Origin of the sequence: Vibrio sp. SCSIO 43133 (genome assembly GCF_023716845.1) — a bacterium.
GTDB lineage: Bacteria > Pseudomonadota > Gammaproteobacteria > Enterobacterales > Vibrionaceae > Vibrio > Vibrio mediterranei.
Genome location: NZ_CP068025.1, coordinates 646,306 through 668,406, shown reverse-complemented (window position 1 = coordinate 668,406; position 22,101 = coordinate 646,306). Strand labels below are relative to the sequence as shown.

At 43.1% G+C, this 22,101-nt stretch carries 21 protein-coding genes; 15 read left to right on the top strand and 6 right to left on the bottom strand.

The window, feature by feature from the left end:
* Positions 1–31: 31 nt before the first annotated feature.
* Both JKJ11_RS19840 and JKJ11_RS19835 read right to left on the bottom strand, forming a co-directional pair.
* The gene (locus JKJ11_RS19840; protein ID WP_252039849.1) at positions 32–2,020 is read right to left on the bottom strand and encodes a peptidase U32 family protein; all 1,989 of its coding nucleotides are present in this window, start codon (positions 2,018–2,020) and stop codon (positions 32–34) included.
* 91 nt (positions 2,021–2,111) lie between these two features.
* The gene (locus tag JKJ11_RS19835) at positions 2,112–2,270 is read right to left on the bottom strand and encodes a hypothetical protein (protein WP_156020610.1); all 159 of its coding nucleotides are present in this window, start codon (positions 2,268–2,270) and stop codon (positions 2,112–2,114) included.
* A 383-nt stretch (positions 2,271–2,653) separates the two neighbouring features.
* Here JKJ11_RS19835 and JKJ11_RS19830 point away from each other — a divergent pair, with 383 nt between their 5' ends.
* Both JKJ11_RS19830 and JKJ11_RS19825 read left to right on the top strand, forming a co-directional pair.
* Positions 2,654–3,298, top strand: coding sequence for a TetR/AcrR family transcriptional regulator (locus JKJ11_RS19830; protein ID WP_252039848.1), 645 nt, complete (start codon positions 2,654–2,656; stop codon positions 3,296–3,298).
* A complete protein-coding gene (locus JKJ11_RS19825) occupies positions 3,299–3,613 on the top strand; it encodes a DnaJ family domain-containing protein (RefSeq protein ID WP_006069605.1) in 315 nt (104 codons plus the stop codon).
* 303 nt (positions 3,614–3,916) lie between these two features.
* Here the strand turns inward: JKJ11_RS19825 and JKJ11_RS19820 are convergent, their stop codons facing one another.
* The gene (locus JKJ11_RS19820) at positions 3,917–5,110 is read right to left on the bottom strand and encodes a C45 family autoproteolytic acyltransferase/hydrolase (RefSeq protein ID WP_252039847.1); all 1,194 of its coding nucleotides are present in this window, start codon (positions 5,108–5,110) and stop codon (positions 3,917–3,919) included.
* 131 nt (positions 5,111–5,241) lie between these two features.
* Between JKJ11_RS19820 and JKJ11_RS19815 the strand changes: the two genes are divergently transcribed.
* From JKJ11_RS19815 to JKJ11_RS19805, 3 genes are all read left to right on the top strand, one after another.
* Entirely contained in the window at positions 5,242–5,652 is a 411-nt protein-coding gene (locus JKJ11_RS19815) for a helix-turn-helix domain-containing protein (RefSeq protein WP_006069607.1), read from the top strand.
* Positions 5,653–5,805: 153 nt separating this feature from the next.
* Positions 5,806–6,171, top strand: a complete 366-nt coding sequence (locus JKJ11_RS19810) for a hypothetical protein (protein ID WP_171390311.1) — start codon at positions 5,806–5,808, stop codon at positions 6,169–6,171.
* Positions 6,172–6,188: 17 nt separating this feature from the next.
* Positions 6,189–6,755, top strand: a complete 567-nt coding sequence (locus JKJ11_RS19805) for a hypothetical protein (protein ID WP_252039845.1) — start codon at positions 6,189–6,191, stop codon at positions 6,753–6,755.
* Between the two features lie 39 nt (positions 6,756–6,794).
* Here JKJ11_RS19805 and JKJ11_RS19800 read toward each other — a convergent pair whose 3' ends face one another.
* Positions 6,795–7,553, bottom strand: a complete 759-nt coding sequence (locus JKJ11_RS19800; RefSeq protein WP_124942181.1) for a DeoR/GlpR family DNA-binding transcription regulator — start codon at positions 7,551–7,553, stop codon at positions 6,795–6,797.
* Positions 7,554–7,580: 27 nt separating this feature from the next.
* Positions 7,581–8,462: a sugar kinase gene (locus JKJ11_RS19795; protein WP_252039844.1), complete on the bottom strand. Its 882-nt coding sequence runs from the start codon at positions 8,460–8,462 to the stop codon at positions 7,581–7,583.
* Between the two features lie 267 nt (positions 8,463–8,729).
* Here JKJ11_RS19795 and yihU point away from each other — a divergent pair, with 267 nt between their 5' ends.
* The 10 genes from yihU (at position 8,730) to dhaR (ending at position 20,980) form a co-directional block, all read left to right on the top strand.
* Complete coding sequence (gene yihU, locus JKJ11_RS19790) at positions 8,730–9,623, top strand: sulfolactaldehyde 3-reductase (protein ID WP_006069612.1); 894 nt, start codon at positions 8,730–8,732, stop codon at positions 9,621–9,623.
* A 17-nt stretch (positions 9,624–9,640) separates the two neighbouring features.
* Positions 9,641–10,681, top strand: a complete 1,041-nt coding sequence (locus tag JKJ11_RS19785) for an aldose epimerase family protein (protein ID WP_252039843.1) — start codon at positions 9,641–9,643, stop codon at positions 10,679–10,681.
* 114 nt (positions 10,682–10,795) lie between these two features.
* On the top strand, positions 10,796–12,046 hold the full coding sequence (locus tag JKJ11_RS19780) for an AGE family epimerase/isomerase (RefSeq protein ID WP_006069614.1): 1,251 nt from the start codon (positions 10,796–10,798) through the stop codon (positions 12,044–12,046).
* 246 nt (positions 12,047–12,292) lie between these two features.
* Positions 12,293–13,153, top strand: a complete 861-nt coding sequence (locus JKJ11_RS19775; protein WP_006069615.1) for a class II fructose-bisphosphate aldolase — start codon at positions 12,293–12,295, stop codon at positions 13,151–13,153.
* A gap of 166 nt (positions 13,154–13,319) precedes the next feature.
* Positions 13,320–13,859, top strand: coding sequence for a TRAP transporter small permease (locus tag JKJ11_RS19770; protein WP_006069616.1), 540 nt, complete (start codon positions 13,320–13,322; stop codon positions 13,857–13,859).
* A gap of 10 nt (positions 13,860–13,869) precedes the next feature.
* Complete coding sequence (locus tag JKJ11_RS19765; RefSeq protein ID WP_038221714.1) at positions 13,870–15,159, top strand: TRAP transporter large permease; 1,290 nt, start codon at positions 13,870–13,872, stop codon at positions 15,157–15,159.
* A gap of 56 nt (positions 15,160–15,215) precedes the next feature.
* The gene (locus JKJ11_RS19760; RefSeq protein WP_062461282.1) at positions 15,216–16,265 is read left to right on the top strand and encodes a TRAP transporter substrate-binding protein; all 1,050 of its coding nucleotides are present in this window, start codon (positions 15,216–15,218) and stop codon (positions 16,263–16,265) included.
* A gap of 106 nt (positions 16,266–16,371) precedes the next feature.
* Positions 16,372–18,390 carry an alpha-glucosidase gene (locus JKJ11_RS19755; protein WP_252039842.1) on the top strand — a complete coding sequence of 673 codons (2,019 nt, stop codon included), beginning with the start codon at positions 16,372–16,374 and terminating at the stop codon, positions 18,388–18,390.
* Between the two features lie 185 nt (positions 18,391–18,575).
* A complete protein-coding gene (locus JKJ11_RS19750; protein ID WP_038227019.1) occupies positions 18,576–18,725 on the top strand; it encodes a hypothetical protein in 150 nt (49 codons plus the stop codon).
* A gap of 320 nt (positions 18,726–19,045) precedes the next feature.
* Positions 19,046–20,980, top strand: a complete 1,935-nt coding sequence (gene dhaR, locus JKJ11_RS19745; RefSeq protein ID WP_088878623.1) for a dihydroxyacetone kinase operon transcriptional regulator DhaR — start codon at positions 19,046–19,048, stop codon at positions 20,978–20,980.
* Here the strand turns inward: dhaR and JKJ11_RS19740 are convergent.
* Entirely contained in the window at positions 20,972–21,985 is a 1,014-nt protein-coding gene (locus tag JKJ11_RS19740) for a GlxA family transcriptional regulator (RefSeq protein ID WP_252039841.1), read from the bottom strand. The genes dhaR and JKJ11_RS19740 overlap by 9 nt on opposite strands.
* Between the last annotated feature and the right edge of the window lie 116 nt (positions 21,986–22,101).

Here is a 22,101-nt window from a genome sequence, read left to right as displayed (position 1 = left end):
TAACAATGGGCTACCGTTGGTTAGCTAGGGCCTAAATACCCTTCGAATATTGGTGGTTTGTTGTTGGCGAGATGAGAGTCGCTATAACAGCACCTGATGTATGCTCTGGCTCAGCCAACCACTGCAAAAAACTGTTGATAATTAGCTGCTTATCGTCGTTGACCTTAGTTTCAGTTTGAATGTTGCGCATATCAATGAATACATCCGTAATTAGATCGTTGTGGTCATTGAGTACTTCAAGGTTTAGAACATTCAACTCACTATAAAGGCTATTAAACGAGCCTTTTTGTTTATCGACCACATATGGGTTGTCTTTTAAGTTAATGATGGACGTTCGTTTACTGCAGCGCTTCAAACAGCCATTATTTACCTTAATCTTTTTACATCCTTCAGTTTGTTGGAATAAGCACTGTCGACTGGTAAGTAACGTATTTGGGTGATAAACACTGTAGAACGTTCGCATCGTAGTTGGACGACGGATGTACTTGAGCTGTTTTTTGCTCAGTTCATTCGATAAGAACGCGCCACTGGCTTGGTATTCGTCGTTTAAACATTTGAGCGAATAAGAGTTCGCAGTGTTCATCTGAGGGCCGGCGATCCAATTCAACCCAGTACTTTGTGCGTAAAAGCCGACACCTGAATTATTAGTTACCAGTGTCGATGGATTAATGGCATCTAACAGCTGTTTCGCCGCCTCAAAATCATCACCAATTAAAATGGCAGGGAACCATGGTTTGAGTCGAGGATTAGCTTCAAGGAGTGCAATGAGTGATGTTAACTCGGCTTTTAGACCCATCGGCAATTGATAGTAGACATCGACATTATCGTTAAGCGTTAGACTGACGTCCTGTTCCGATGAAACAAGTATGGAAAGGCGCTTTTTACTACCAATTGTCGGGTTTTCAAGTAGAGGCGCTAGTTTAGGAGCTTCAATGGAGCCTTTTAAGCTGGTTACGGTATTCGTTGCACCGAGGTCCATCGCCGAAACTTCACACTCAACATGTTGAATAATTTTGGTTTTCTTATCGTAAAGACGACGTTTTACGGACTGAATTTCATCACTGGTAGTGCATTGATAGACCGTTGAGAAGTGCTTTACTGCGTGATCACGCGGGTTGTCGATATACATGTTTTTTCCAAACTCGCCTTGCAGGAAGCCATTGGAAAAATCACGATTAAATACGGTGTAAAGATCGGTTGTATCATTGGAGAGTGCTTTGCCGTCGCACAGACGGTCAATTTGTTTTCTCCAGTTATCAACGACAGTATAGACGTAATGAGGCTTCTTAATACGGCCTTCTACTTTGAGAGAATAAACTCCAGCATCGGCTAATGCTTGCAGGTCATTAAAAGCGGAATTGTCTTTTAAGTTTAATGGGTAATCGGAACCTACTTTTGTCGTCTCATACTGCTCACGACATGGCTGGCTGCAACGTCCGCGGTTGCCTGACGCACCATTGCGAGCAGAGCTAATATAGCAAAGGCCGGAGAATCCAATGCAATATGAACCATGGACAAAGACTTCCATTAACACGCTGTGCTGGTGGCCGAATTTGGCTAAATGGCCAATTTCTTTGATATTCAACTCGCGCGAAAGATTAACTCGACTTACCGTCATCTGCTTTAAGAACTCAATTTGCCCAGTATTGTGGGTATTGAGCTGAGTAGATGCGTGCACATCTAATTCAGGAAAATGGTGCTTGAGTAGGTAAGCGAGTCCTAAGTCTTGAACGATGACGCCGTCAATATCAGTTTGTGCTAACTGAGCAAGCAGTCGAATGACTGCTGGAATCTCACTCTCCAGGATCAACACATTAAGCGTCAGGAAAATCTGGCAGTTGTTAGCGTGTGCGAGTGTCAAAACACCTGTTAAGTTTTCTAAGGTTAGGTTTGCTGCGCGGTTTCGAGCGTTAAAGCGGTCTAGTCCGCAATAAACGGCATCAGCGCCTGCCGCAATTGCTGCTTTAATAGATTCAACATCACCACCAGGTGCTAAAAGCTCAAACTGATCTCGTGTCACAACTTATACCCTACCAATAAAAACGAGGGCGTATTCTACGGGAACTTAAGCAGAATTTCTCACCTTATTAACAATAAGGATAAGCAAGGTGTTAACGTTTGAGTGAAACCGCGACCGATTCATAGGTGAAAAGTGGATTAGAACCAAGCACCATAGATTCCCCGAGTACCGAATGAATATTGATGAGGTAGGTGGTTAATAACTCACGATAATCGGAGCGTGCTGAATAGATCGCTTTGTGCACTACCATGTCGAGTTCACTTGGGGCATACAAACGGCGCCACTGTTGGTAGTGATGAACGTGTAAGCTTCTAACCTGAGTACATCTACTTGTTAACGACAGAATGACCGAATTATGGTCAATATTCCTTAAAAAGAGCGTTAATCGTTACGCTCTTTAATCGTTATCAAATTTGTATCCCCTTACTTTATATCTATTATTCGACTTAAGTTATCCAGCCATTCGCGCTGATTTATCCGTTGAATGAAAGCTCAAATATCTGTCCTTTTAGAATGACAAATAACTTGGATTCTTCGTCTCTGGATCAAAAATCATCTTGACATAGTGGTAGGTTATTAATTAAGTTAATGACATAAACTTAATGGTGTTAACTTAATGAGAGTGACCAGGTAATGACAAACAAGAAAGGTAAAGGTCGCCCTGCGCAAATAACAAGATCTGAAGTGATTGAATGCGCACTACAAATAGGGTTGTCCAATGTGTCAATGCACACACTGGGTAAGCAACTTGGTGTGAGTGCGACTGCACTCTATCGTCACGTAAGTTCAAAGGAAGAGCTTATCGTTTGTTGCAGCGACTACGTAATTGAGAAAATCGAACTACCACAAGAGAAAGAGTGGGATAAGTATCTTTACGCGTTTGCAGAAAATTTCAGGTCGGTATTACTTTCTTATCCGAATTCCGTTGAGTTTGTTAGATACAACCAGCAGTTTACTCCCGCAAGTAGCGTGCTCGCCAATGATGTATTAGGGGTTTTTCGGAAATCAGGCTTTGAGGCAGAAGTTGGATTTATGGCGTTCGCGAGTGTTTATACGCGTGTAACGGACATTGTTCAGCACCAAGAACAAGCGAAACTGCAACCTCAAACTGCATCTAATCAAGAGCCTTCTTCTTTGATTGACAACACGTTGCCGAATCTAGCGTGGTTACTGAAACAGACGAAACCCGTTGACTATGAAAAGTACTTTGTTGACGGGATCAAAATTACTATCGAAGGGCTAAAAGTGGTGTATTCACAACGCAATAGTGAGGCTTAAATGTCGATTTTTATAGACAATGCAATAAGTGGATGGATTCGTAAAGCAGAGCAAACCGGGGAGTTAAAGGACAATCCCTACAAAGGAAAAAGTATTGATTTGGAAGATTATTTTAATACGCCAGCAGAGCACCGCATGGGTATGAAAATACTCAAAGATGCCAATTGCCTTCCTCCGGCAATTCAATTAATGAAAGAGATTGAAGTAAAGAAAGAGCAATTCCAACAAGAAGCTAACGAGCATTCAAAGGAGGCTCTAAGAAAAGAGATTATCTCTTTAGAGCTGAAAAGAAACCTGCTCCTGGAGAGCCAATAATGAAAGCTTGTCCATTTTGCGGAAGTAATATGTTACTAGTGGAATGGAGGACCTCAGCTTGGAATGAAAGATACTCAGATTGGCACGTGATTTGTCAAGATTGCGCTTGCTCCGCGCCGACCTATATTTGGAATAGAAGACACAACAGCTCAGGAACCGTAAAGCCTTTCAGTGAGATTGGAACAAGGAACGCGCTTGTCAATTTAGCTTAAAACACTTAAGTCAAAGTCTTGTGCTCAATCTATATGACCAATCAAGTGTCTAGAGTAGATTCTTTATTAGAGTCTACTCTAGAGTAACGAACTATTTGTTTAGACACACTTTCTGAAAGTCATTCCATTCACCCACCCCCGGAGCCACTTCTAAGCAGCCTTCCTTAGTGTCCATAACTGCGGTTAGCGTAGAGATAAAATCCGACCCATATGCTGCATGTTGAGCGATAGGTTTGGTATTAAGCACGTACTTTGCTGCGTCAACATTTCCCTCAGGGCTATTATCGATAAACTGTTGAGCAAACTCTGCGCGCCATTCAGTGTAGGCAGTAGCGATGGTGCGTTTTCTGCTTTTCTCGCCTAACCCTACTGATTCAGCAAAAGACTGCATCACGCCCGGACGTTCGGAATGGTTCGCATGACCGATACCTGCTGGACGTTTTATGACGTAATTATCGCCTTCTAGCATTTCTATACCAATGGTATCGCCATTTGCATCTGCAAAGTTAAAATGCGATGCAACAACCGTTCGGTGTTTCTCTAGAATTTTCTCTGCTTCTTCCACGCTTTTGGCATGACGAGCTAAGTAGTTTTGAAGAGCGCCAAGTTCGATTGCACTATTAGATTGAACACCTACACCTTTTGAGTCAGTGCCCTGAAAGTTAATCACCACACCTATGTCTTTGCCAAGCGTTTGGCCAGAGCCATAAAAACCGGACGCCATGACTTGAACGTAATCGTCAGCTTGAAGAACCCAATAGTTGCCGCCAGATAAAGAAGGGGTATCGTTGACTTGTCCAACCACCCCTGTACCTGCAAAACTAATGGTTGTACAGCCACTTAATGATGATTGGGCTGCTGACGCTAACGCGGCGTCAAGTTGAGATAATGTGAACATCCTTTCTACAGAAATACCTCCGACTTCTGCCAATGCTTCTACTATTTCAAAGTACTCGGGATTGAGTTTTCTCGAGTTCTCCAATACTTTCATGGAGTCTTTTTCGAATTCGACAACATCAATTCCCGCCAGTTTGTAAACATACTCTGCCTCTTTAATGCCTCGTCTCACCTCATCGCCAATTTGCTTTTCAAAAACCGTGACATAGCTTTTGGAGTCAAGACCTCGAATATCCACAACTGGCAAGCTTTTCTGTTGTACAAATGTCTCTGGAGCGTAATAGGGTTGATTAACATTCAAACCTTGCGCAGGCTCGAGAGATATTGCGTTTGCACCACTAGACAGCGTTAGTGCAGCGATGATTAAAGCTTGATGAGTAGTTTGCATAAAGGTGCCCTCAGTTAAAATATAAGGTTTGATAACTAGTGTTGTGTGTAACCTGGTATAAACTTATCATTTGATATATCCGTTATTCGGATAGGTTGGGCGTGTAAATTCCACATAATGGACAAATCGAAATGGCAGAGATTGAAACAGAAGGTTTTGAGTTTTTTGGGGTCGAGGAACAGGTGTTCCGAAAAATGGTTATAGAGAGAATGGAAGCATTGATGGTTCAGACCCAGCTTTCCAAGAACTCACTGGCAAAAAAAGCAGGAATTGGTCGGTCTGCGCTTTATGAGAAAATGGATAGAGAAGGAAAGAGCCATTTTACTATTCTAGATTTTTTCCGTATTGCGAAAGCACTTGATGTTAGTCTTCTTCAGCTATTCCCTATGACCAGCTTAGAACGACTTCATGGCGGGCAATTACCGTTATCCGCAAGCACGTTGAAGTTTCTGGATCTAATGTTGGCAGCTCCGAAAGAAGATGTTGAGTACTTATCAGAATTCTACCGTACATTGAAAAAACGAGACGAGCAGAAAGCATAGCAATTATTTGTTCATCAGGTCGTAAGTAGAAACGCCTTTCCATATTCCAGACAAAACAGGGCTATGTTTTCCATATAATGGACATTGTCTTTGATACGATTTTTGTCGTTGGCACAGTTGGTGTGCCTGTCGAAATGTTATCGGAGATCTTGTATGAAAACCTTACTTAGAACTGTCCCACTGTCTTTATTATTGCTGTTACCGTTGACCGTAAGTCACGCTGCTTCATCTCCCGAACCTACTGCTCGTGAGTCCCAAACCGAACAATACGCTATGGTGATCGCATCCGGAAAACTCCTAAGTCTGACGAAATGGAAAGTTGAAGTCGACTTTGGGCAAGAACTGGAGATTGGCGTTAGGAACAAAGACCTGCTACGCGACGAAAATGGCAAAACCATTGCGTTTAACTCGCCAATGGATGCCCTAAACTACATGAATAGTCAGGGATGGGTGCTTGTTTCTACAGCTACGACGGAGAGCAAGTTTACCGCTGTAATGAAGCGTACAGCGCATCAGTAAGTAGGTAGGTTGCGCGTATGATGAGCAAAGTAATAAACGTTTCGATGACTGACGTAGATAAGCAGGCTGAGCTGTGGCGGAATAGAACTGTAGCACCTCGACCCAAGGTACCTGCTTTGTGTGTGAATTCCGCATTAACGTATGTTCGAAATCTATTTCTTCACGAGTCGATTCTGCAAGAGCCGAGCCACGGCTGCGGTTGGTTAGATGATCTTCTAAGCGGATGTTCTCGATATAGTGCTCTGCATTACAGTGAAATTTTAATCGTCAGCAGTTTGGTAATAAAGCACCGTTTGGAATTTGAAGGCAATGGTTTACTAATTAAGCCAGCATTATACGGTGAGACGCTTGATGTTGAACCTATGTGGGGAGAGGGGGGAGATAAGCGCCAAACGCTCATTCATATCTTGTATTTGCTTAGTAATATGGTGAAACGAACAGGCACGCCAAGTAGTTCGCTTATTACTAGTGCTTTCGTTAGTGCTATAGAGTGCTTCGATGCGATTGGATTAGAGTGCAGGTCATGTTACTTAATCAAGACATCTAGTGGGATGCTGCAAATAAAAACGGCCACCTTGTCTTAGACAAGTTGACCGTTTAATTTTCAGCTACGCAAACGTAGATTAATCGCAAATCTCAATTGTTGTATCGCCTTTATTCACAATAGCCTCTAATTCTTTAGTCAAAGGCGCATCAGTGAATAAGCAACTTGCATCACTAATTGGGCCTAATTCAATGGACCCCTTTGGGATAAACTTAGTTGAATCCAAAGCGACCAACACATGTCGAGCCGATTTCATTACTGTTTGAGTAATCAGAGTTTCGCTCAAGTCATATTCCAATAAAGTGCCATCAACATCGATAGATGCTGCACTGGTAATAAGGAAATCAAAACGGAAGTTGGAAATAAAGTCCAATGCTTCAGTCCCGACAATACCACCGTTAAATGCCTTGACCTTGCCACTTGGTATCAGAACATCAAATGTCTTGTTACCGTGTAACACATTCGCAACACGTAAGCTGTTAGTAATAATCTGCAAGTTACTCTTGTTAAGCAGATGACTCGCAATAACTTCAGCGGTCGTACCAATAGTGATGAATACCGTTGAATTATCAGGAATCATATCCGCAATACGTTTAGCAATAGCGTTTTTTTGTTCGGTCTCTGACACCTTACGGACTTCGTAATCTAGGTTCGTTTTGGTAGCAGGAGAACTTGCTCCACCATGGTGACGTATTACAAGGCGCTCTTCACTGAGTTTCTTAATATCACGACGAATCGTTTGAGTCGAAACGTCGAGCATTTCTGCGAGTTCTTCGACGGTGTAGTAACCTTTGTCGTTAACGAACTGTAATAATTTATCTTGTCTTGGATTAGTCACGATAACCCTTCTTTTTTATTATTAGTTTTATATAGTGTCATCCACTTCTTTTCGGGTTGGAATACCTTCGCGGCCTCCAAGTTTCTTACATTTCAGCGCAGCTACGGTATTGGAAAAGATAATGGATTGACGCGTTTCCATACGCTCTGCAACAGCGACAGCAAGTGCTCCGTGGAAGACATCGCCTGCACCTGTGGTGTCAACAACATCTACTTTCAGACCTACTTGATGTGCGAGTTCGCCATTTTCAAGCCAATAACATCCTTTTGAACCGACTGTAACATAAACTCGTCCAGATGTCTTTTTTTGAGCGATTTTGAGACCTTCAACAGGATCGCTTGTTCCAGTGAATTTTTCGAGACCTGGCTCACTAAAAGCGACGTGATCTGCTAATTCTACAAGTTCATCAATGGGTTCGGGAGTTATGTCTGCATCTAAAACCGAGGGAATACCCAGTTCTCTTGCTTGCTGTAGTGCATATTTTGCGCCATCTATCCAACGAACATCTGTAAGAATTGTGGAATATGTCGAAAAATCAACATTTTTAAGAGGGGTAGCATCGCGCAATAGAGACTTGTCTTGATAGTTGACTATCATTCGTTCGCCTTCTTCATCGACGATGACTGCTGAAAATGCAGAGGACGCACCTTCGATTTTCACCATCTTGTCTACGCCAACACCATAGCTGCCCAATTCGGTCAACATGGTATCAGCAACGCTGTCACAACCAACACGACCTATGAAGTCAACGTCATGGCCTAACTTAGCCACTGCGACCGAAGCAGTAGCAGCTGGTCCACCACCAACTTCAAAGTAATCGTGTGCAACATATTTGCCGCCCTGAGTCGGGAGTTGGGAAACCAATTGCACTCGGTCTAATACTGTAATACCAACACAAGCTATCGCCATTTTATATCTCTTATCGTTTCAAACATCATTGGAAAAAAAAGTGGTGAAACTATCGTTAGCTTTAAGGAAAAATCTCCGTCGAAAACCATCGAGTGTTTTCACAACTCATGGGCTCATTATAAGGACTAAATAGATTTGCGATGAGAGTATTCTCACAAAAAGATAATAAATGGACACAAAACAACAAAATGTGACAAATGTTGTGGTTATTAAATCTCGAATGATTATAGTAAGTAGCAATTCAATAACAGAACTAAGGACTTTTTCATGTCAACAGTAGGATTCATCGGTCTAGGTCAAATGGGCAGCCCAATGGCAGCAAACCTTATTAAAGGTGGCCACTCTTTACGCGTGTTTGATATCAGCGAAACTGCTGTCGCAAAGATGGTTGAGTTAGGTGCTACAGCCGCCACATCACCAGCAGACGCTGCATCTGACGCTGAGTTTGTTATTACTATGCTGCCTAATGGCGCACTGGTCAAAAGTACACTCTTTGGTGACAGTGGCGTTACAGAAGGCTTAGATAAGCAGGCGTTACTTATCGACATGTCGACCATCCACCCGTTTGAAACTGATGCGCTTATTAACGAGATGTCCGAAAAAGGCTTCTCAATGATGGAAGCACCAGTAGGTCGAACATCTGATCATGCGATCAAAGGTGAGCTGTTGATTCTTGCTGGTGGTACTCCAGAGCAAATCGCCAAAGCACAACCATTATTTGATTGCATGGGTTCTGAAACAATTGATGCTGGTGGCCCAGGTAAAGGTATTCGCGTAAAAATCATTAACAACTATATGAGCATTGCTCTTAACGCATTGTCTGCAGAAGCGGCGACACTTTCTGAAGCTATTGGTCTTGAGTTTGATGCAGCATTGAAAGTCATGAGTGGTACTCCAGCGGGTAAGGGTCACTTTACAACAACCTGGCCGGGCAAAGTATTAGCAGGCGACCTAAGCCCTGCATTTATGCTGGATTTAGCGCATAAAGATCTAGGAATTGCTTTGGATCTTGCTAACCAAGTGAATGTACCAATGCCTTGTGGTGCGGCATCTCGCGAGCTATATAGTGTTGCGCGTGCAGCAGGCCGAGGTCGTCAGGATTGGACTGCGGTATTTGAACAGCTACGCGTTACTTCAGGTCTTGAAGCAAAAATTAAATAACGGATAGAGGCAATCACGTGAAACTGACTCAAGAAAACTGGGGCCACATTGAGGGTCAAGAGGTACCGGTTAAGCTCTTTACGTTGGCGAATGAACACGGTATGACGATACGTGTAACAAATTACGGGTGTATTGTCTCTTCCATTGAAGTCCCAGACCGTAACGGCCAGATTGCTGATGTGGTTCTAGGTTATGAAAGCCTTGAAAAGTATGTTGCTGGCCACCCGTTTTTTGGAGCAGTCGCGGGGCGCTTTGCAAATCGAATCAGAGATGGCCGTTACCAATTAGATGGACAAGTCTTTCAGTTAGAAACGAATGAGCTTCCGATGGGGCAGCATTTGCACGGTGGCTCAAAAGGGTTCGACAAATACGTTTGGAATTACACGCTAGAAGAGCAAAGTGAAGCGATTTTTGTTCATTTCAGTCGAATCTCTCCGGACGGTGAGTCAGGGTTTGGTGGCAACTTAGTCGTGACACATTCAATCGGCCTGGATGAACAGAACCAAGTCCATTACAACTTTACTGCTCATACCGATCAGTCAACGGTCGTCAATTTGGTCAATCATAGTTATTACAATCTTGGTGGGCATGATTCAGGAACCGTTGATAATCATCAACTAACACTGCACTCAGAGTTCTATACTCCAGTGGATGAAACCATGATTCCAACGGGAGAAATTTGTTCGGTAACGGGCAGTGATCTCGACTTTACCTCCCGCACAGAAGTAGGCAACAGAGAGTTTGACCACAACTTTATATTAAACGGCGATACAGACCGACGAGGTTATCGAATTGCTGCTGAACTGTATGAACCTAATAGTGGTAGAGCAATGACGGTCTTTACTACTCAACCTGCGGTGCAGTTCTATAACGGTTTCAAGTTGTCGAATAAGCCTTGGTATGGTCGCAACGGTCATAAGTATGAAAATCGTGAAGGACTATGTTTGGAAACGCAGCATTATCCGGATAGCCCTAACCAAGCGCATTTTCCATCCGTACGTTTGAATCCTGGTGAACTGTTCGAAGAAAAAACTATTCACCGTTTTGAGGTGAAATAGACCTAAAAATCAGCGAACCGCTATTGCCGTTCGCTAGATAACAATAATGATACTGAATTCAATGCGATGGACTGATAGGGTCGGTCGCAACAAAAAATAACGAGGAAACACCCTATGAAATGGATTAATACCCGATCCCATAACACATGGTTAGATAACGAAACTGACCGCATTTTTGAGTTTGGCAGAAACTCTGTGGTACCAAACGGTTTTGGTTGGATTGGTAACAACGGCAATGTGCGCGAAGAGATGGGCACACGTCTTTGGATAACTGCGCGCATGCTCCATTGTTATTCCTTGGCTGCACTCATGGGACGCCCTGGCGCCTATGACCTTGTCGAGCACGGTATTAAAGCTCTAGAAGGCCCGTTGAAAGATCAGGCTCACGGCGGTTGGTTTGCGACAATAGATAACGAAGGCGAAGGCATTGTTGATGAGTCAAAACAAGGCTACCAACATGCGTTTGTGCTCCTTGGCGCAGCGAGTGCAGTCACTACAGGTCACCCTCGTGCGCAAGCACTTCTAGAAGAAGCCATTGCCGTATATGAAAAGCACTTCTGGGTCGAAGATCGTCAAATGTGCTTCGAGTCTTGGGACAGAGAATGGACTGAAACCGAAGATTACCGCGGCGGTAATATGGCGATGCACTCTGTAGAGGCTTTCTTGATTGTTTACGATGTGACAAAAGATAAGAAGTGGTTGCAGCGCGCACTTAACATCACCGAGTTTATGATCAACAAAACAGCGAAAGGGTTAAGCTACCGCGTTAATGAACACTTTGATTCTGAGTGGAAACCTCTTCCTGATTACAATAAAGAAACACCAGCAAGTCATTTCAGAGCATATGGTGGTACACCAGGCCACTGGATCGAATGGGGACGTTTGATTTGTCACTTACGTGCAACCTTGCTAGAAATTGGCGAAGATTGTCCAGAATGGTTGTTAGAAGACGCTATTGGACTATTTGATGCTACGGTGCGTGACGCATGGCATGTCGACGGTGCGCCGGGCTTTGTTTATTCGGTAGATTGGGATGGCAAGCCAGTAGTTCGTGAGCGTATCCGCTGGGCTCCTGTAGAAGCGATTGGTACTGCTTATGCTCTATTTACAGTAACGGGTGATAAGAAGTACGAAGATTACTATCGTACATGGTGGGATTATTGCCGTACCTATTTGATTGATTATGAGGGATGTTCTTGGTGGCAAGAGCTGGACGTAAATAACCAAGCTGGTACTAGCAAGGTATGGGATGGTAAACAAGATATTTACCACTTAATGCATTGTTTGGTGATTCCTAGATTGCCACTGACTCCAGGGTTAGCTCCTGCATTATCTCAAGGCTTGCTTGACCAAGATATGAGATAACCTCCTAATATCATTGGATATTAATTTTAAGTCTTTCCGAAAGATGACGGTGTAGTGCCGTCATCTTTTTTTTGTTTTTAACATTTTGGTAGAGAAAATCAAAAAACAACATAAAGATGTGCTCTATAGCTCATTTTTGTCCTTAATTGAGCGTTTATGTCATAAAGTGATACATAACTAACAGAAGTGGACGTTTTGTACTGGTAAATTACTACAGTAACGAACAAATACAGAGGAACACTCACAATGCCTTATATGTCAGGTAAAACAATGATTCAAGAAGCGTGGAACAATGGCTATGCCATCGGCGCTTTTACTGCACACAACTTAGAAACAATTAAAGCAGTGCTTCTTGCCGCTGAGAAAGAGCAATCACCAATCATGCTTCAAATCGGCCAAAAAGCGATTAATGAAATGGGCATGAAACCGTTACGCGATGCTGTTGACTCTCTAATACAACATCACCAGATTTCAGTGCCAATCTGTATTCACCTTGATCATAGCCGCAAGTTCGAACAGTGCATGGAAGCAGCAACCCGTGATTTCCAATCGCTGATGTTTGACGGTTCGGCACTTCCTTTCGAAGAGAACATTCGCATTACTAAAGCTGTCGTCGACGTAGCTAATGCACTTGGCTTAGGTGCTGAAGGTGAGATTGGCAAAATTGGTGGTACTGAAGATGACATCACTGTTGATGAGAAAGATGCAATGATCACCACGGTTGAAGAAGCTCTGGACTTCTCTGAACGCACGGGTGTTGATTATTTGGCCGTTTCTATCGGTACCGCTCACGGTGTATATAAAACAACACCAGAGCTGAAATTTGACCGTTTAAGCGAAATCAAAGAAGCAGTGAAAAAACCTATTGTACTTCATGGTGGCTCAGGTGTACCTGATGACCAAGTAGTCGAAGCTGTGAAACGTGGTGTAGCGAAGATCAACGTTGATACTGAGCTACGTCAAGGCTTTATCAAAGGTGTTCAAGCTCACTGGAAACAGAATGAAAATGACTTCATTTTAGCGGATGTCATGAACACAGGTATTGAATCAATGATGGAAGTTGTTCAACACAAAATCCGTCTATTTGGCTCAAACGGTAAAGCTTAAAACGACCAAATGTCCATAATGTGACATTAACCCTACAAAAAACGACATATTGTTGCTCAGTGTGAAAACACTCACGGTTAAAAATTACTAACTGGGTTATCAATATAAATAGAGTGGACAATATGTCGTTTAAATAACAAAAATTATTATTTTTTATGGTGGTTCTATGCTTAAAGCAATGGAAAACGCTTTAAATACGATTAATGCGCCAATAGCGCGCTGGACAGCAAATATAGCAGGTTTCTTCTTGTTAGTGATGACTGTCATCGTATTGATTCAAGTAGCCTTTCGCTACATTTTAAACACTCCTTTGGGGTGGACAGATGAATCATCTCGTTTCTTGATGATCTACATGACTTATCTTTGCCTACCAATCATCTACCTAGATGAGCGTAATATCGCGATGACATTCGTCACCGACAAATTAAAAGGGACACGTATCTTCGAACTCTTGATGGTATTTGGCCATGTCGCTAGCTTGATCTTGTTCGCGGTCTGGATTTACTTCGGTTACGCGTTCTACAAAACAGGGTCGGTAATGGCGGACAGTCTTCCTATTCCAATGTTTGTCGTGTATGCGATTCCACCGATTATGTTGGCGATTTCGTGTCTATTTGCTCTCCAAAAGTTACTTGGCGCATTACACAACCTGATTCATTTCGATCCTGCTGAACATAATTCATCAGCAGTAGAAGCGGCCGAGTAGAGGTAACGTTATGGTTTCCCCAATTTTCCTAGTTTATTTCCTAGCATTCCTATTAATGGGTGTGCCTGTGCTGATGGCATTAGGTTTGTCGCCAATCATCACATTTATTCAAAATGACCAAGTACTGTTCATCAACATGCTTTATCAACGCTTGTACTCTGGTCTTGATAACTTTCTTCTACTAGCGCTGCCATTCTTTATGTTGGCGGGTGAGTGTATGTCGAGCGGCGGTATCACGCCACGTATTATCTCTTTCGCTCAAACTCGAGTTCAGCACCTACGCGGTGGCTTAGGACACGTAGTTATTCTTGCCTCCACGCTGTTTGGTGCACTAACCGGATCGGCAGTGGCGGCGACATCGGCGATCGGCAACATGCTGATTCCAGAAATGTCCAAATACAAGTATGACAAGAGCTATTCAGCGGCGTTAACGGCGGCGGCGACGGTACTTGGTAATATCATTCCACCTTCTGGTCTGATGCTGTTGTATGCGTTCGTAATGAATACTTCTGTCGCTGCTATGTTTATTGCTGGTATTGTCCCAGGAATCATCTTCTGTGTTGGCTTGATGCTGGTAAACCGAATGCAAATTCGTAAGTATCCTGAAGTACAAACTCTGCCTCGTGCTACAAAGCTAGAGCGCAGTCAAAGTTTGAAACTGGCGATTCTGCCGTTGTTGACACCAGTCATCATTCTCGGTGGTATCTATGGCGGTATCTTTACGCCAACGGAAGCGGCAGCAGTAGCAGTAGCTTATGCCATCTTCCTGTCGGTTTATGTCATCAAAGTGACCAATATTAAAGCTACCTATGCGTTGTTTGCAAAAGTAGCGGTGAACGCAGCAGCCGTACTTATCATTGTTGCAGCGGCAAGTGGCTTTGCGTCAGCGATCAGTTTCTCAGGTATTTCGAATACGGTTACAGAGTTCTTTAATAGCATTACTCGTGACCCACTGATGCTGTTCTTCATCATCAACATCTTCCTATTCATCGTAGGCATGTTCTTAGATGCTGGTCCAGCAATCCTAATCTTCGGTCCTATTATTGCGCCAATCATGATCAATGCGGGTGTCGACCCAGTGCACTTTGGTGTGGTGATGTGTGTCAACCTATCTATTGGTCTTGCGACACCACCTATGGGACTGGTTTTATTCGTTGCTTCGGGCGTATCCGGACAACCCCTACAGAAAATTTCGAAGGCGATCATTCCATTCTTGATTGTAGAGTTCTTGATCATCTTCCTCATCTCATTCTTCCCGGAATTAGTGATAGGCCTACCTAAGCTGTTGGGCGTGATGTAGAGCTGATTCAAAAGAATACGTGAAACAAAAATTTATAAAGATAAAAGGAACATAGAATGAAAAAAACACTACTAGCCGTCGCTGCCACAGCCATGCTTGCTTCTGGCGCCGCTTACTCAGCAGACTATAAACTGACGGTTCCACACGTGTCTAACCTAGATAGTTATAACCATCAATCGCTACTGGTTTTCAAAAACTTTGTAGAGTCTCGTTCTAACGGTGCGATTGAAGTAGACATCTATCCATCAGGTCAGCTATGTGGTACGGCGAAAGAGTGTATTGCTGGAGTTCAAGCAGGAATGTTTGATTATTTCCAAACGACAATTCCTGAGTTAGCGAACTTCTGGCAGCCTGTTGGCGCATTCGACTTACCTTACATGCTTCCAAATGACCGTGTTGCTGAGTGTGTATACGACAACGAAGAGTTCATTGGGGATGTACGTGGTGAGCTTCTAAAGAAAGCGCCTAACGTTCGTCTAATGATGGTATCGAACTCTGGTGGTTGGCGTAACATTGCTACGACTAAGAAGCAGGTGAAAACTCCTGACGACGTGAAAGGTTTGAAATTACGTACTGTACCCGCACGTATTCAACAAGAGCTTGTTAAAGAGCTAGGCGGTTCACCAACACCTATCGCATGGCCTGAAGTGTATACCGCTCTATCAACGGGTGTGGTAGATGGTACTAAGAACGGCATCGTTGATATCGTTCAAAACAAGTTCCACGAAAGCTTGGACTACATCATCCTTGATGGTCACGCGTACATGGGCGGTGCTTGGGTGTTCAATGACATGAAATTCAAGTCTATGCCTGATGAGTTGAAAGCAGTGCTCATTGACGGTGTTGCAGCACAAAACCAATACCTACGTGCTTATCCGAAGCACAAAGAGTTTGAAGCTTACGAAGAGTTCCGCAAAGCGAAAGGGACTATCTATAACCCATCTGCAGAGGAGCGTGCTGAGTTCCAAAAAGTAGCTGGTCCAGTGAAAGATTACTTCCTAAGTACTGCTGGTAAAGAAGGTGAGCAATGGCTACAGCGTTTTGAAAATGAGATCAAAACGTGTGAAGCGAAGATTGATGCTGAATACAAAGTTCAGTTCAAGTAATACGCCAGCTTTTGATTAACGATAGTAGGGCGCTAGGGCACAGACTTTAGCGCCTTCTTCAAATGATTTTTCGATTCAGATTTCTGAATTCTTTAGGGTTAATAAGATGAACTTAGTCGTTACAGAGCAAGGCTTTACCTTGCAACATAAAGGCCGCACGGTTGTCGAGCATAGCGTGTCTAAGCCTGCTCTTTATTTGGGTATTGGTGAAGGCAACTTCGACATGTATCGCGGTAATTTTGATATCACGGATTACGTGACTGAGCGCCTGCCACTACGTCAATTCAAAGTAGACAGTTTTACTCGTGAAGGCCAAGACTTTCATACCATTGGTTTCTATTTTGATGGTAAAGAAGTCATTAAAATGATTGTTGGTGAGACAGCTGAGTCACGCTTAAAAGCGGAATTTGAGGCGATTGATAAGAGCTTCAACCGTTTCTGGATGCGCATCTCAGCAACTGAAGAAGAACGTGTTTTCGGTTGTGGTGAGCAGCTAACGTATCTAAATCTACGTGGAAAAAATTTCCCGCTTTGGTCATCAGAACCGGGTGTTGGCCGTAATAAGAACACTTATGTGACATGGCAAGCGGACGTGCTTGATAAAGCAGGGGGCGATTACTACAACACTAACTACCCGCAACCAACTTTCGTTTCAGACAAAAAGTACTTCTGCCATTTAGAGACTACGGCTTACGCAGATTTTGATTTTACCAATTCAGAGTTTCATGAGCTGCAAGCTTGGGATATCCCGCAATACATTCTGTTTGATGCAGAAGACAGCTACCCAGAACTCATGACCAATATTACAGGTGTCTTTGGTCGTCAGCCAGAAATGCCAGACTGGGTGCATGACGGTGTGATTCTGGGTATTCAAGGCGGTACTGAAATTACCATCGAGAAAGTAGAAGCTGCTAAGAAAGCGGGAATTCAGGTAGCAGGTGCATGGTGTCAGGATTGGCAAGGTATCAAGATGACGTCGTTTGGTAAACGACTTCAATGGGATTGGCAGTGGAACAAAGACCTATACCCAGAGCTAGATACTAAGATTCATGAACTGAAAGAGCAGGGCATACGTTTCTTGGGTTACATCAACCCATATGTGCTTGAAGATTTTCCTCTGTATGACGAAGCACAACAAAAAGGCTACCTAGCTACAAAGGAAGATGGCTCTAAATATGTTGTCGACTTTGGCGAGTTTTATTGTGGCGTCGTTGATTTCACAAACCCAGAAGCTTGTCAATGGTACAAAGGTGTCATCAAAAGCAACATGATTGATTTCGGCCTTGACGGTTGGATGGGGGACTTTGGCGAATACCTCCCTACAGACTGCTCACTAAGCAATGGTGTAAGTGCGGAAATTGAACACAATAAATGGCCTTATCGTTGGGCGAAAGTGCAGCATGAAGCGATTGAAGAAGCGGGCAAAACCGATGATATTTTGTTCTTTATGCGCGCTGGTGGTACAGGCATTCAAGGATATTGTCACACCTTATGGGGTGGCGACCAATCAGTAGATTGGTGTCTTGATGATGGTTTGGCTTCTGTTATTCCAGCGGCTCTGTCTTCAGGCTTAATGGGTAACGGTATTCACCATAGCGACATCGGTGGTTACACTACGTTGCATGGTATGAAGCGTACTAAAGAGTTATTCCAACGCTGGGCAGAAATGGCTGCATTTACGCCAATTATGCGCAGTCATGAGGGTAACCGTCCTGGAGATAACCACCAATATGACTCTGATGAGGAAACCATGAGTCATTTGGCTAAGATGACTAAGATATTTGTCCACCTTAAGCCATACATTAAGGATGCAGTTGCACTTAATGCTAAGGAAGGTATGCCAGTTCAACGTCCATTGTTCATGCATTATGAGTCTGACGACGAATCCTACGACATTAAATATCAGTACTTATTCGGCCGCGATATCCTAGTTGCGCCAGTATACAATCAAGGCGAAACCGTAAAACGTGTCTATCTCCCTAAAGACAAGTGGATTCATGCTTGGACTGGTGAGGTATTTGACGGTGGATGGATAGACGTGGATGCGCCAATTGGAAAACCTGCGGTATTCTACCGCGAAGCATCGAGTTATCGTACTTTATTAGATGGCATTAAAAATGCGTAAATTCAGATAGTTATAGAACTAGTTAAAGCCCTGTGTTAACACAGGGCTTTTTGTTTTGTTGTTTTCAACATAAATGGACAAATAGTTACAATTTCATATTGACATGGTTCACAAAAGAGTGCAAAATTGCGACATAAATCACAAGGTGAGCTGGATTGCAGTTCGCTGCTTTAAAAGGAAAACACATGAACAACACAGCAACTATTGCTCTTGAACAACCAATTGAACTTATTGATTCAAAATCTAAAGTTATACTCCGTGAAGCGCTATCTTTAACAAAAATGGCTGCATCTATCGCAGTACCTCTTTTGCTACTTTCTCTTGCTTGGATCTAATACGATTCGTTATGCACACATGGAAGTGCATTACTAACCTTATCCTCTAACTTTCATAACATATCCCAATACTTTCTACAGATTAGCCTATTGCCGATCAGGCAAGGCCTAATACCAAAGAGTCAATTTTCAGTTAATTCTAACCAATTCTGACTAAGATCAGTGTTATTCGAATTAGTCATTAATGTCCATTCGTGTTGTGAATGCGATCACTCTCACTAATAGTGTAAGTCAGTAAAATACAGGGTCTGCACGATGTAGCAAGCCTACTCGTTAATTCGTATCCGTTTCGCTCAAAAGCGAACAACTCTGGTTAATCAATGCTGTCCATAGAAGATAACAAAAAGAAATGGGATTTTTTCCAAAAGCATCATTGGGTTTCCCCGGAATTCATGTTGTCACCAATTCTGGAATCGTGGGAGCGCTGCTCAAAGCAATCTAGCCCCTATAATTGGTCTAAGCCGCACATTGCCTCAGGTTACACCCTCAAATCACTCATCAAGCGTAATGAGCGAGTGATTACCTGTGCGACTACAGTTATTGAAGATACTTACGATTTGCTGCGTGATGAAGCTGTCATTCTATTTGTGACAGATGATAGTGGTTGTGTCTTATTTACCGTTGGGCATGATGATTTGCTGCGTGAAGTGAATGAACTTGGTTTAAAAAAAGGCTGCTTTTTTTCTGAGGGAAAAGTCGGCACCAATGCTATCAGTTTGACTTTGAATACCCATATGCCAGCGGAAGTATTTGCGGCCGAGCATTTTAATCGACATTTGCATCCTTATGCCACAACGGCGGCGCCTATTTTTGATACGTTCGGACGCTTGAGGGGCACTATTTCTTTGCTAAAACGCGCTAAGGAATACACCAAAGAAAACCATGTGATTATTTCGTCCTGTGCTAAGGAAATTGCATTGCAAATCCATGTGCAAAATGAGCAAGAGAATATGAACCGATTGCTGAATGCGCACAATGCAACATTAGAGTGTATGGATGACGGTTTACTAGCATGGAATGATGAAAACCGTATCACGATGGCAAACCATCAGGCAGAACGATTACTTAAATTTAAGACGTTAGATGTTATTGAAAAAGATATCTTTTCTATTGTTCGCTTTGCGCCTTCTATCTTGAGAAGTATTGAAGAAAACAGCACGATCCGCCGTAAGCAAACCACGGTAGAGATTGGTGGTGAGTTTATTGAATCGATCATCACACTCAGACCATTAGTGGATGGTTCTAAACTGCTCTTTATCCATCCAATCGATAAGATTCGTGAGTTAGCACAGCAGCAAATTGGCGGCAGTGCGAAATACACTTTTGCTAATCTCAACGCGCAGTCAAAAGGTATGAAGCATGTTATTACTGTGGCGAAGCGAGCGATCAAATCTAAGGCACCAATCTTAATTACTGGCGAAGAAGGCGTGGGTAAGTCTGACCTAGCTATGGCGATACACAACGAAAGTGACTTCAAAGATGGACCGTTCATTAGTATCAATTGTCGCTCACTCACTTCAGAAGCAATGATTCGAGAAATGTTGGGTTACGACGATGAAGATGGTCATGGCTTGCCTTCTAAATTCGAATTGGCGCACAACGGTAGCTTGTATCTGGAGAAGATCGAGTATTTAAGTCCTGAACTACAAACTGTGATTTTGAAGTTACTCAAGACTGGCTTGGTGAGTCGTAGTGACAGTCAGCGCTTGATTCCAGTAGCATTTCAGCTTATTACCAGTACCACATCTGACATTAGTGAATATGTGGCGCAGCGCTCCTTTGGTCGTCAACTCTATTACGAAATCTCGTCCAACGAACTCAATATCCCACCATTAAGAAAGCGCAAGGAAGATATCGAGCAATTAGTGATGATGATTATTACCAACTATGAAAAGCGTCACAATGTGGCGGTGTCGATTGAGCGCACAGTAATGGAAGCTTTGGTACAGTTTAGTTGGCAAGGTAACAATTCAGAGTTGAAAAGTCGTATGGAACGAATTCTACTCAACCGCAGTTCCAATATGATTTCGCTCGAAGATATCCCAGAAGAGATTAAACATAATTCTAATGACGCGATGGGAAAGAGTGGTAAGCAAATACTGACACTCGAAGAAGTAGAGAAGAAAGCCATTATCCAAGCTTGGAATATGTTTGATGGCAAGATGCAAGATATGGCAAAAGCGCTTAACATTGGTAGAACAACCTTGTGGCGCAAGATCCAAAAATATGGCTTGGATGATCAAACATTAAGCTGATGTACTAAGAGCATGTTTTGTACGGCGCAATTCTGCCGGATTAATACCGTAGTGGCGTTTGAATTGTTTGCAGAAATAACTGACATCACCGATGCCGATTTCTTCGGCAATTTGACCAAGCGGCAGGCTTGAGTTGTTTATTCGCCAATGTGCATGCCCAAGACGCATCTTTAACCAGTAACCTTTTGCCGTGGTATCGTGTGCTTCCTTGAACAAACGATCTAACTGGCGACGACTTATACCAATCTCGCTCGCGATAACATCGATAGTTTGTCTCTTCGATAGCATTTGACGCATTAATGCTATTGCACGTTTGGTTTGCGTAGGAGAAGCAGCATTGCCATCCTGCCCAAAATAGAGGGATTTCACTCCATGCTGACTCTGCCTTGCCTCATCGACGAACATATCGGCGAGTCCTTTTAGTGCTTTTTGTCGGCCACAATGTCGACTGATTAACTCAACGGCTAACTCAATCGCAGCGGTGCCTCCAACACAAGTTATTCGATTTTTATCAACGTGATAGAGCTGATCAGAGAGCAATGGAATATCAGGAAATTCACTAGCAAACTCTTGTTCGTGACGCCAATGGACGACAACACTATGTCTATTCAGCAACCGACATGCTGCGAATAGGAAGCTAGCATTATCGATAGCAACTAAAGTTGCACCCCGTGTCACTGCTTTTTTTAATAGCGGCTTATATTCCGTCGCATTCTCCATACTTTTCGTAGCGCCTCGTGAGCCGAAAACAACAACATAATCGTAATGCTCAAATTGAGCGTCTTTTAACGCAAATTCAGTTTCAACCGCAACGCCACTGCTTGAGGTGATCGTGCCATGTTTTAGAGAGGAGATGTTCCACTGACAATAGCGCTGCTGGCTGTAATCTTCTTCGTCCGCTGAAAAACGTAATTTATCCAAAAAACCGCCAAAAGGTAGCATGTTGAATTGGTCTAGGACGACTAAAAGAAAGCGAACATCCGTATGGTCAGGTGAGGCAGTCATGAGAGCTCCGTTGATGATGTAATGTCCAAATATTACCGTATTAAGTCTATATATCACCCAGAGAAAACGCTAGTGATTCGTATACTGACGTCATAAGTAATTCAATTTAATGGTTA

Excerpts from the sequence above, each read along its gene's own strand:
- JKJ11_RS19835 (WP_156020610.1), bottom strand. The coding sequence starts at position 2,270 with ATGGTAGTGCACAAAGCGATCTATTCAGCACGCTCCGATTATCGTGAG.
- JKJ11_RS19830 (WP_252039848.1), top strand. The coding sequence starts at position 2,654 with ATGACAAACAAGAAAGGTAAAGGTCGCCCTGCGCAAATAACAAGATCT.
- JKJ11_RS19825 (WP_006069605.1), top strand. The coding sequence starts at position 3,299 with ATGTCGATTTTTATAGACAATGCAATAAGTGGATGGATTCGTAAAGCA.
- JKJ11_RS19820 (WP_252039847.1), bottom strand. The coding sequence starts at position 5,110 with ATGCAAACTACTCATCAAGCTTTAATCATCGCTGCACTAACGCTGTCT.
- JKJ11_RS19815 (WP_006069607.1), top strand. The coding sequence starts at position 5,242 with ATGGCAGAGATTGAAACAGAAGGTTTTGAGTTTTTTGGGGTCGAGGAA.
- JKJ11_RS19810 (WP_171390311.1), top strand. The coding sequence starts at position 5,806 with ATGAAAACCTTACTTAGAACTGTCCCACTGTCTTTATTATTGCTGTTA.
- JKJ11_RS19805 (WP_252039845.1), top strand. The coding sequence starts at position 6,189 with ATGATGAGCAAAGTAATAAACGTTTCGATGACTGACGTAGATAAGCAG.
- JKJ11_RS19795 (WP_252039844.1), bottom strand. The coding sequence starts at position 8,462 with ATGGCGATAGCTTGTGTTGGTATTACAGTATTAGACCGAGTGCAATTG.
- yihU (WP_006069612.1), top strand. The coding sequence starts at position 8,730 with ATGTCAACAGTAGGATTCATCGGTCTAGGTCAAATGGGCAGCCCAATG.
- JKJ11_RS19780 (WP_006069614.1), top strand. The coding sequence starts at position 10,796 with ATGAAATGGATTAATACCCGATCCCATAACACATGGTTAGATAACGAA.
- JKJ11_RS19775 (WP_006069615.1), top strand. The coding sequence starts at position 12,293 with ATGCCTTATATGTCAGGTAAAACAATGATTCAAGAAGCGTGGAACAAT.
- JKJ11_RS19770 (WP_006069616.1), top strand. The coding sequence starts at position 13,320 with ATGCTTAAAGCAATGGAAAACGCTTTAAATACGATTAATGCGCCAATA.
- JKJ11_RS19765 (WP_038221714.1), top strand. The coding sequence starts at position 13,870 with ATGGTTTCCCCAATTTTCCTAGTTTATTTCCTAGCATTCCTATTAATG.
- JKJ11_RS19760 (WP_062461282.1), top strand. The coding sequence starts at position 15,216 with ATGAAAAAAACACTACTAGCCGTCGCTGCCACAGCCATGCTTGCTTCT.
- JKJ11_RS19755 (WP_252039842.1), top strand. The coding sequence starts at position 16,372 with ATGAACTTAGTCGTTACAGAGCAAGGCTTTACCTTGCAACATAAAGGC.
- JKJ11_RS19750 (WP_038227019.1), top strand. The coding sequence starts at position 18,576 with ATGAACAACACAGCAACTATTGCTCTTGAACAACCAATTGAACTTATT.
- dhaR (WP_088878623.1), top strand. The coding sequence starts at position 19,046 with ATGCTGTCCATAGAAGATAACAAAAAGAAATGGGATTTTTTCCAAAAG.
- JKJ11_RS19740 (WP_252039841.1), bottom strand. The coding sequence starts at position 21,985 with ATGACTGCCTCACCTGACCATACGGATGTTCGCTTTCTTTTAGTCGTC.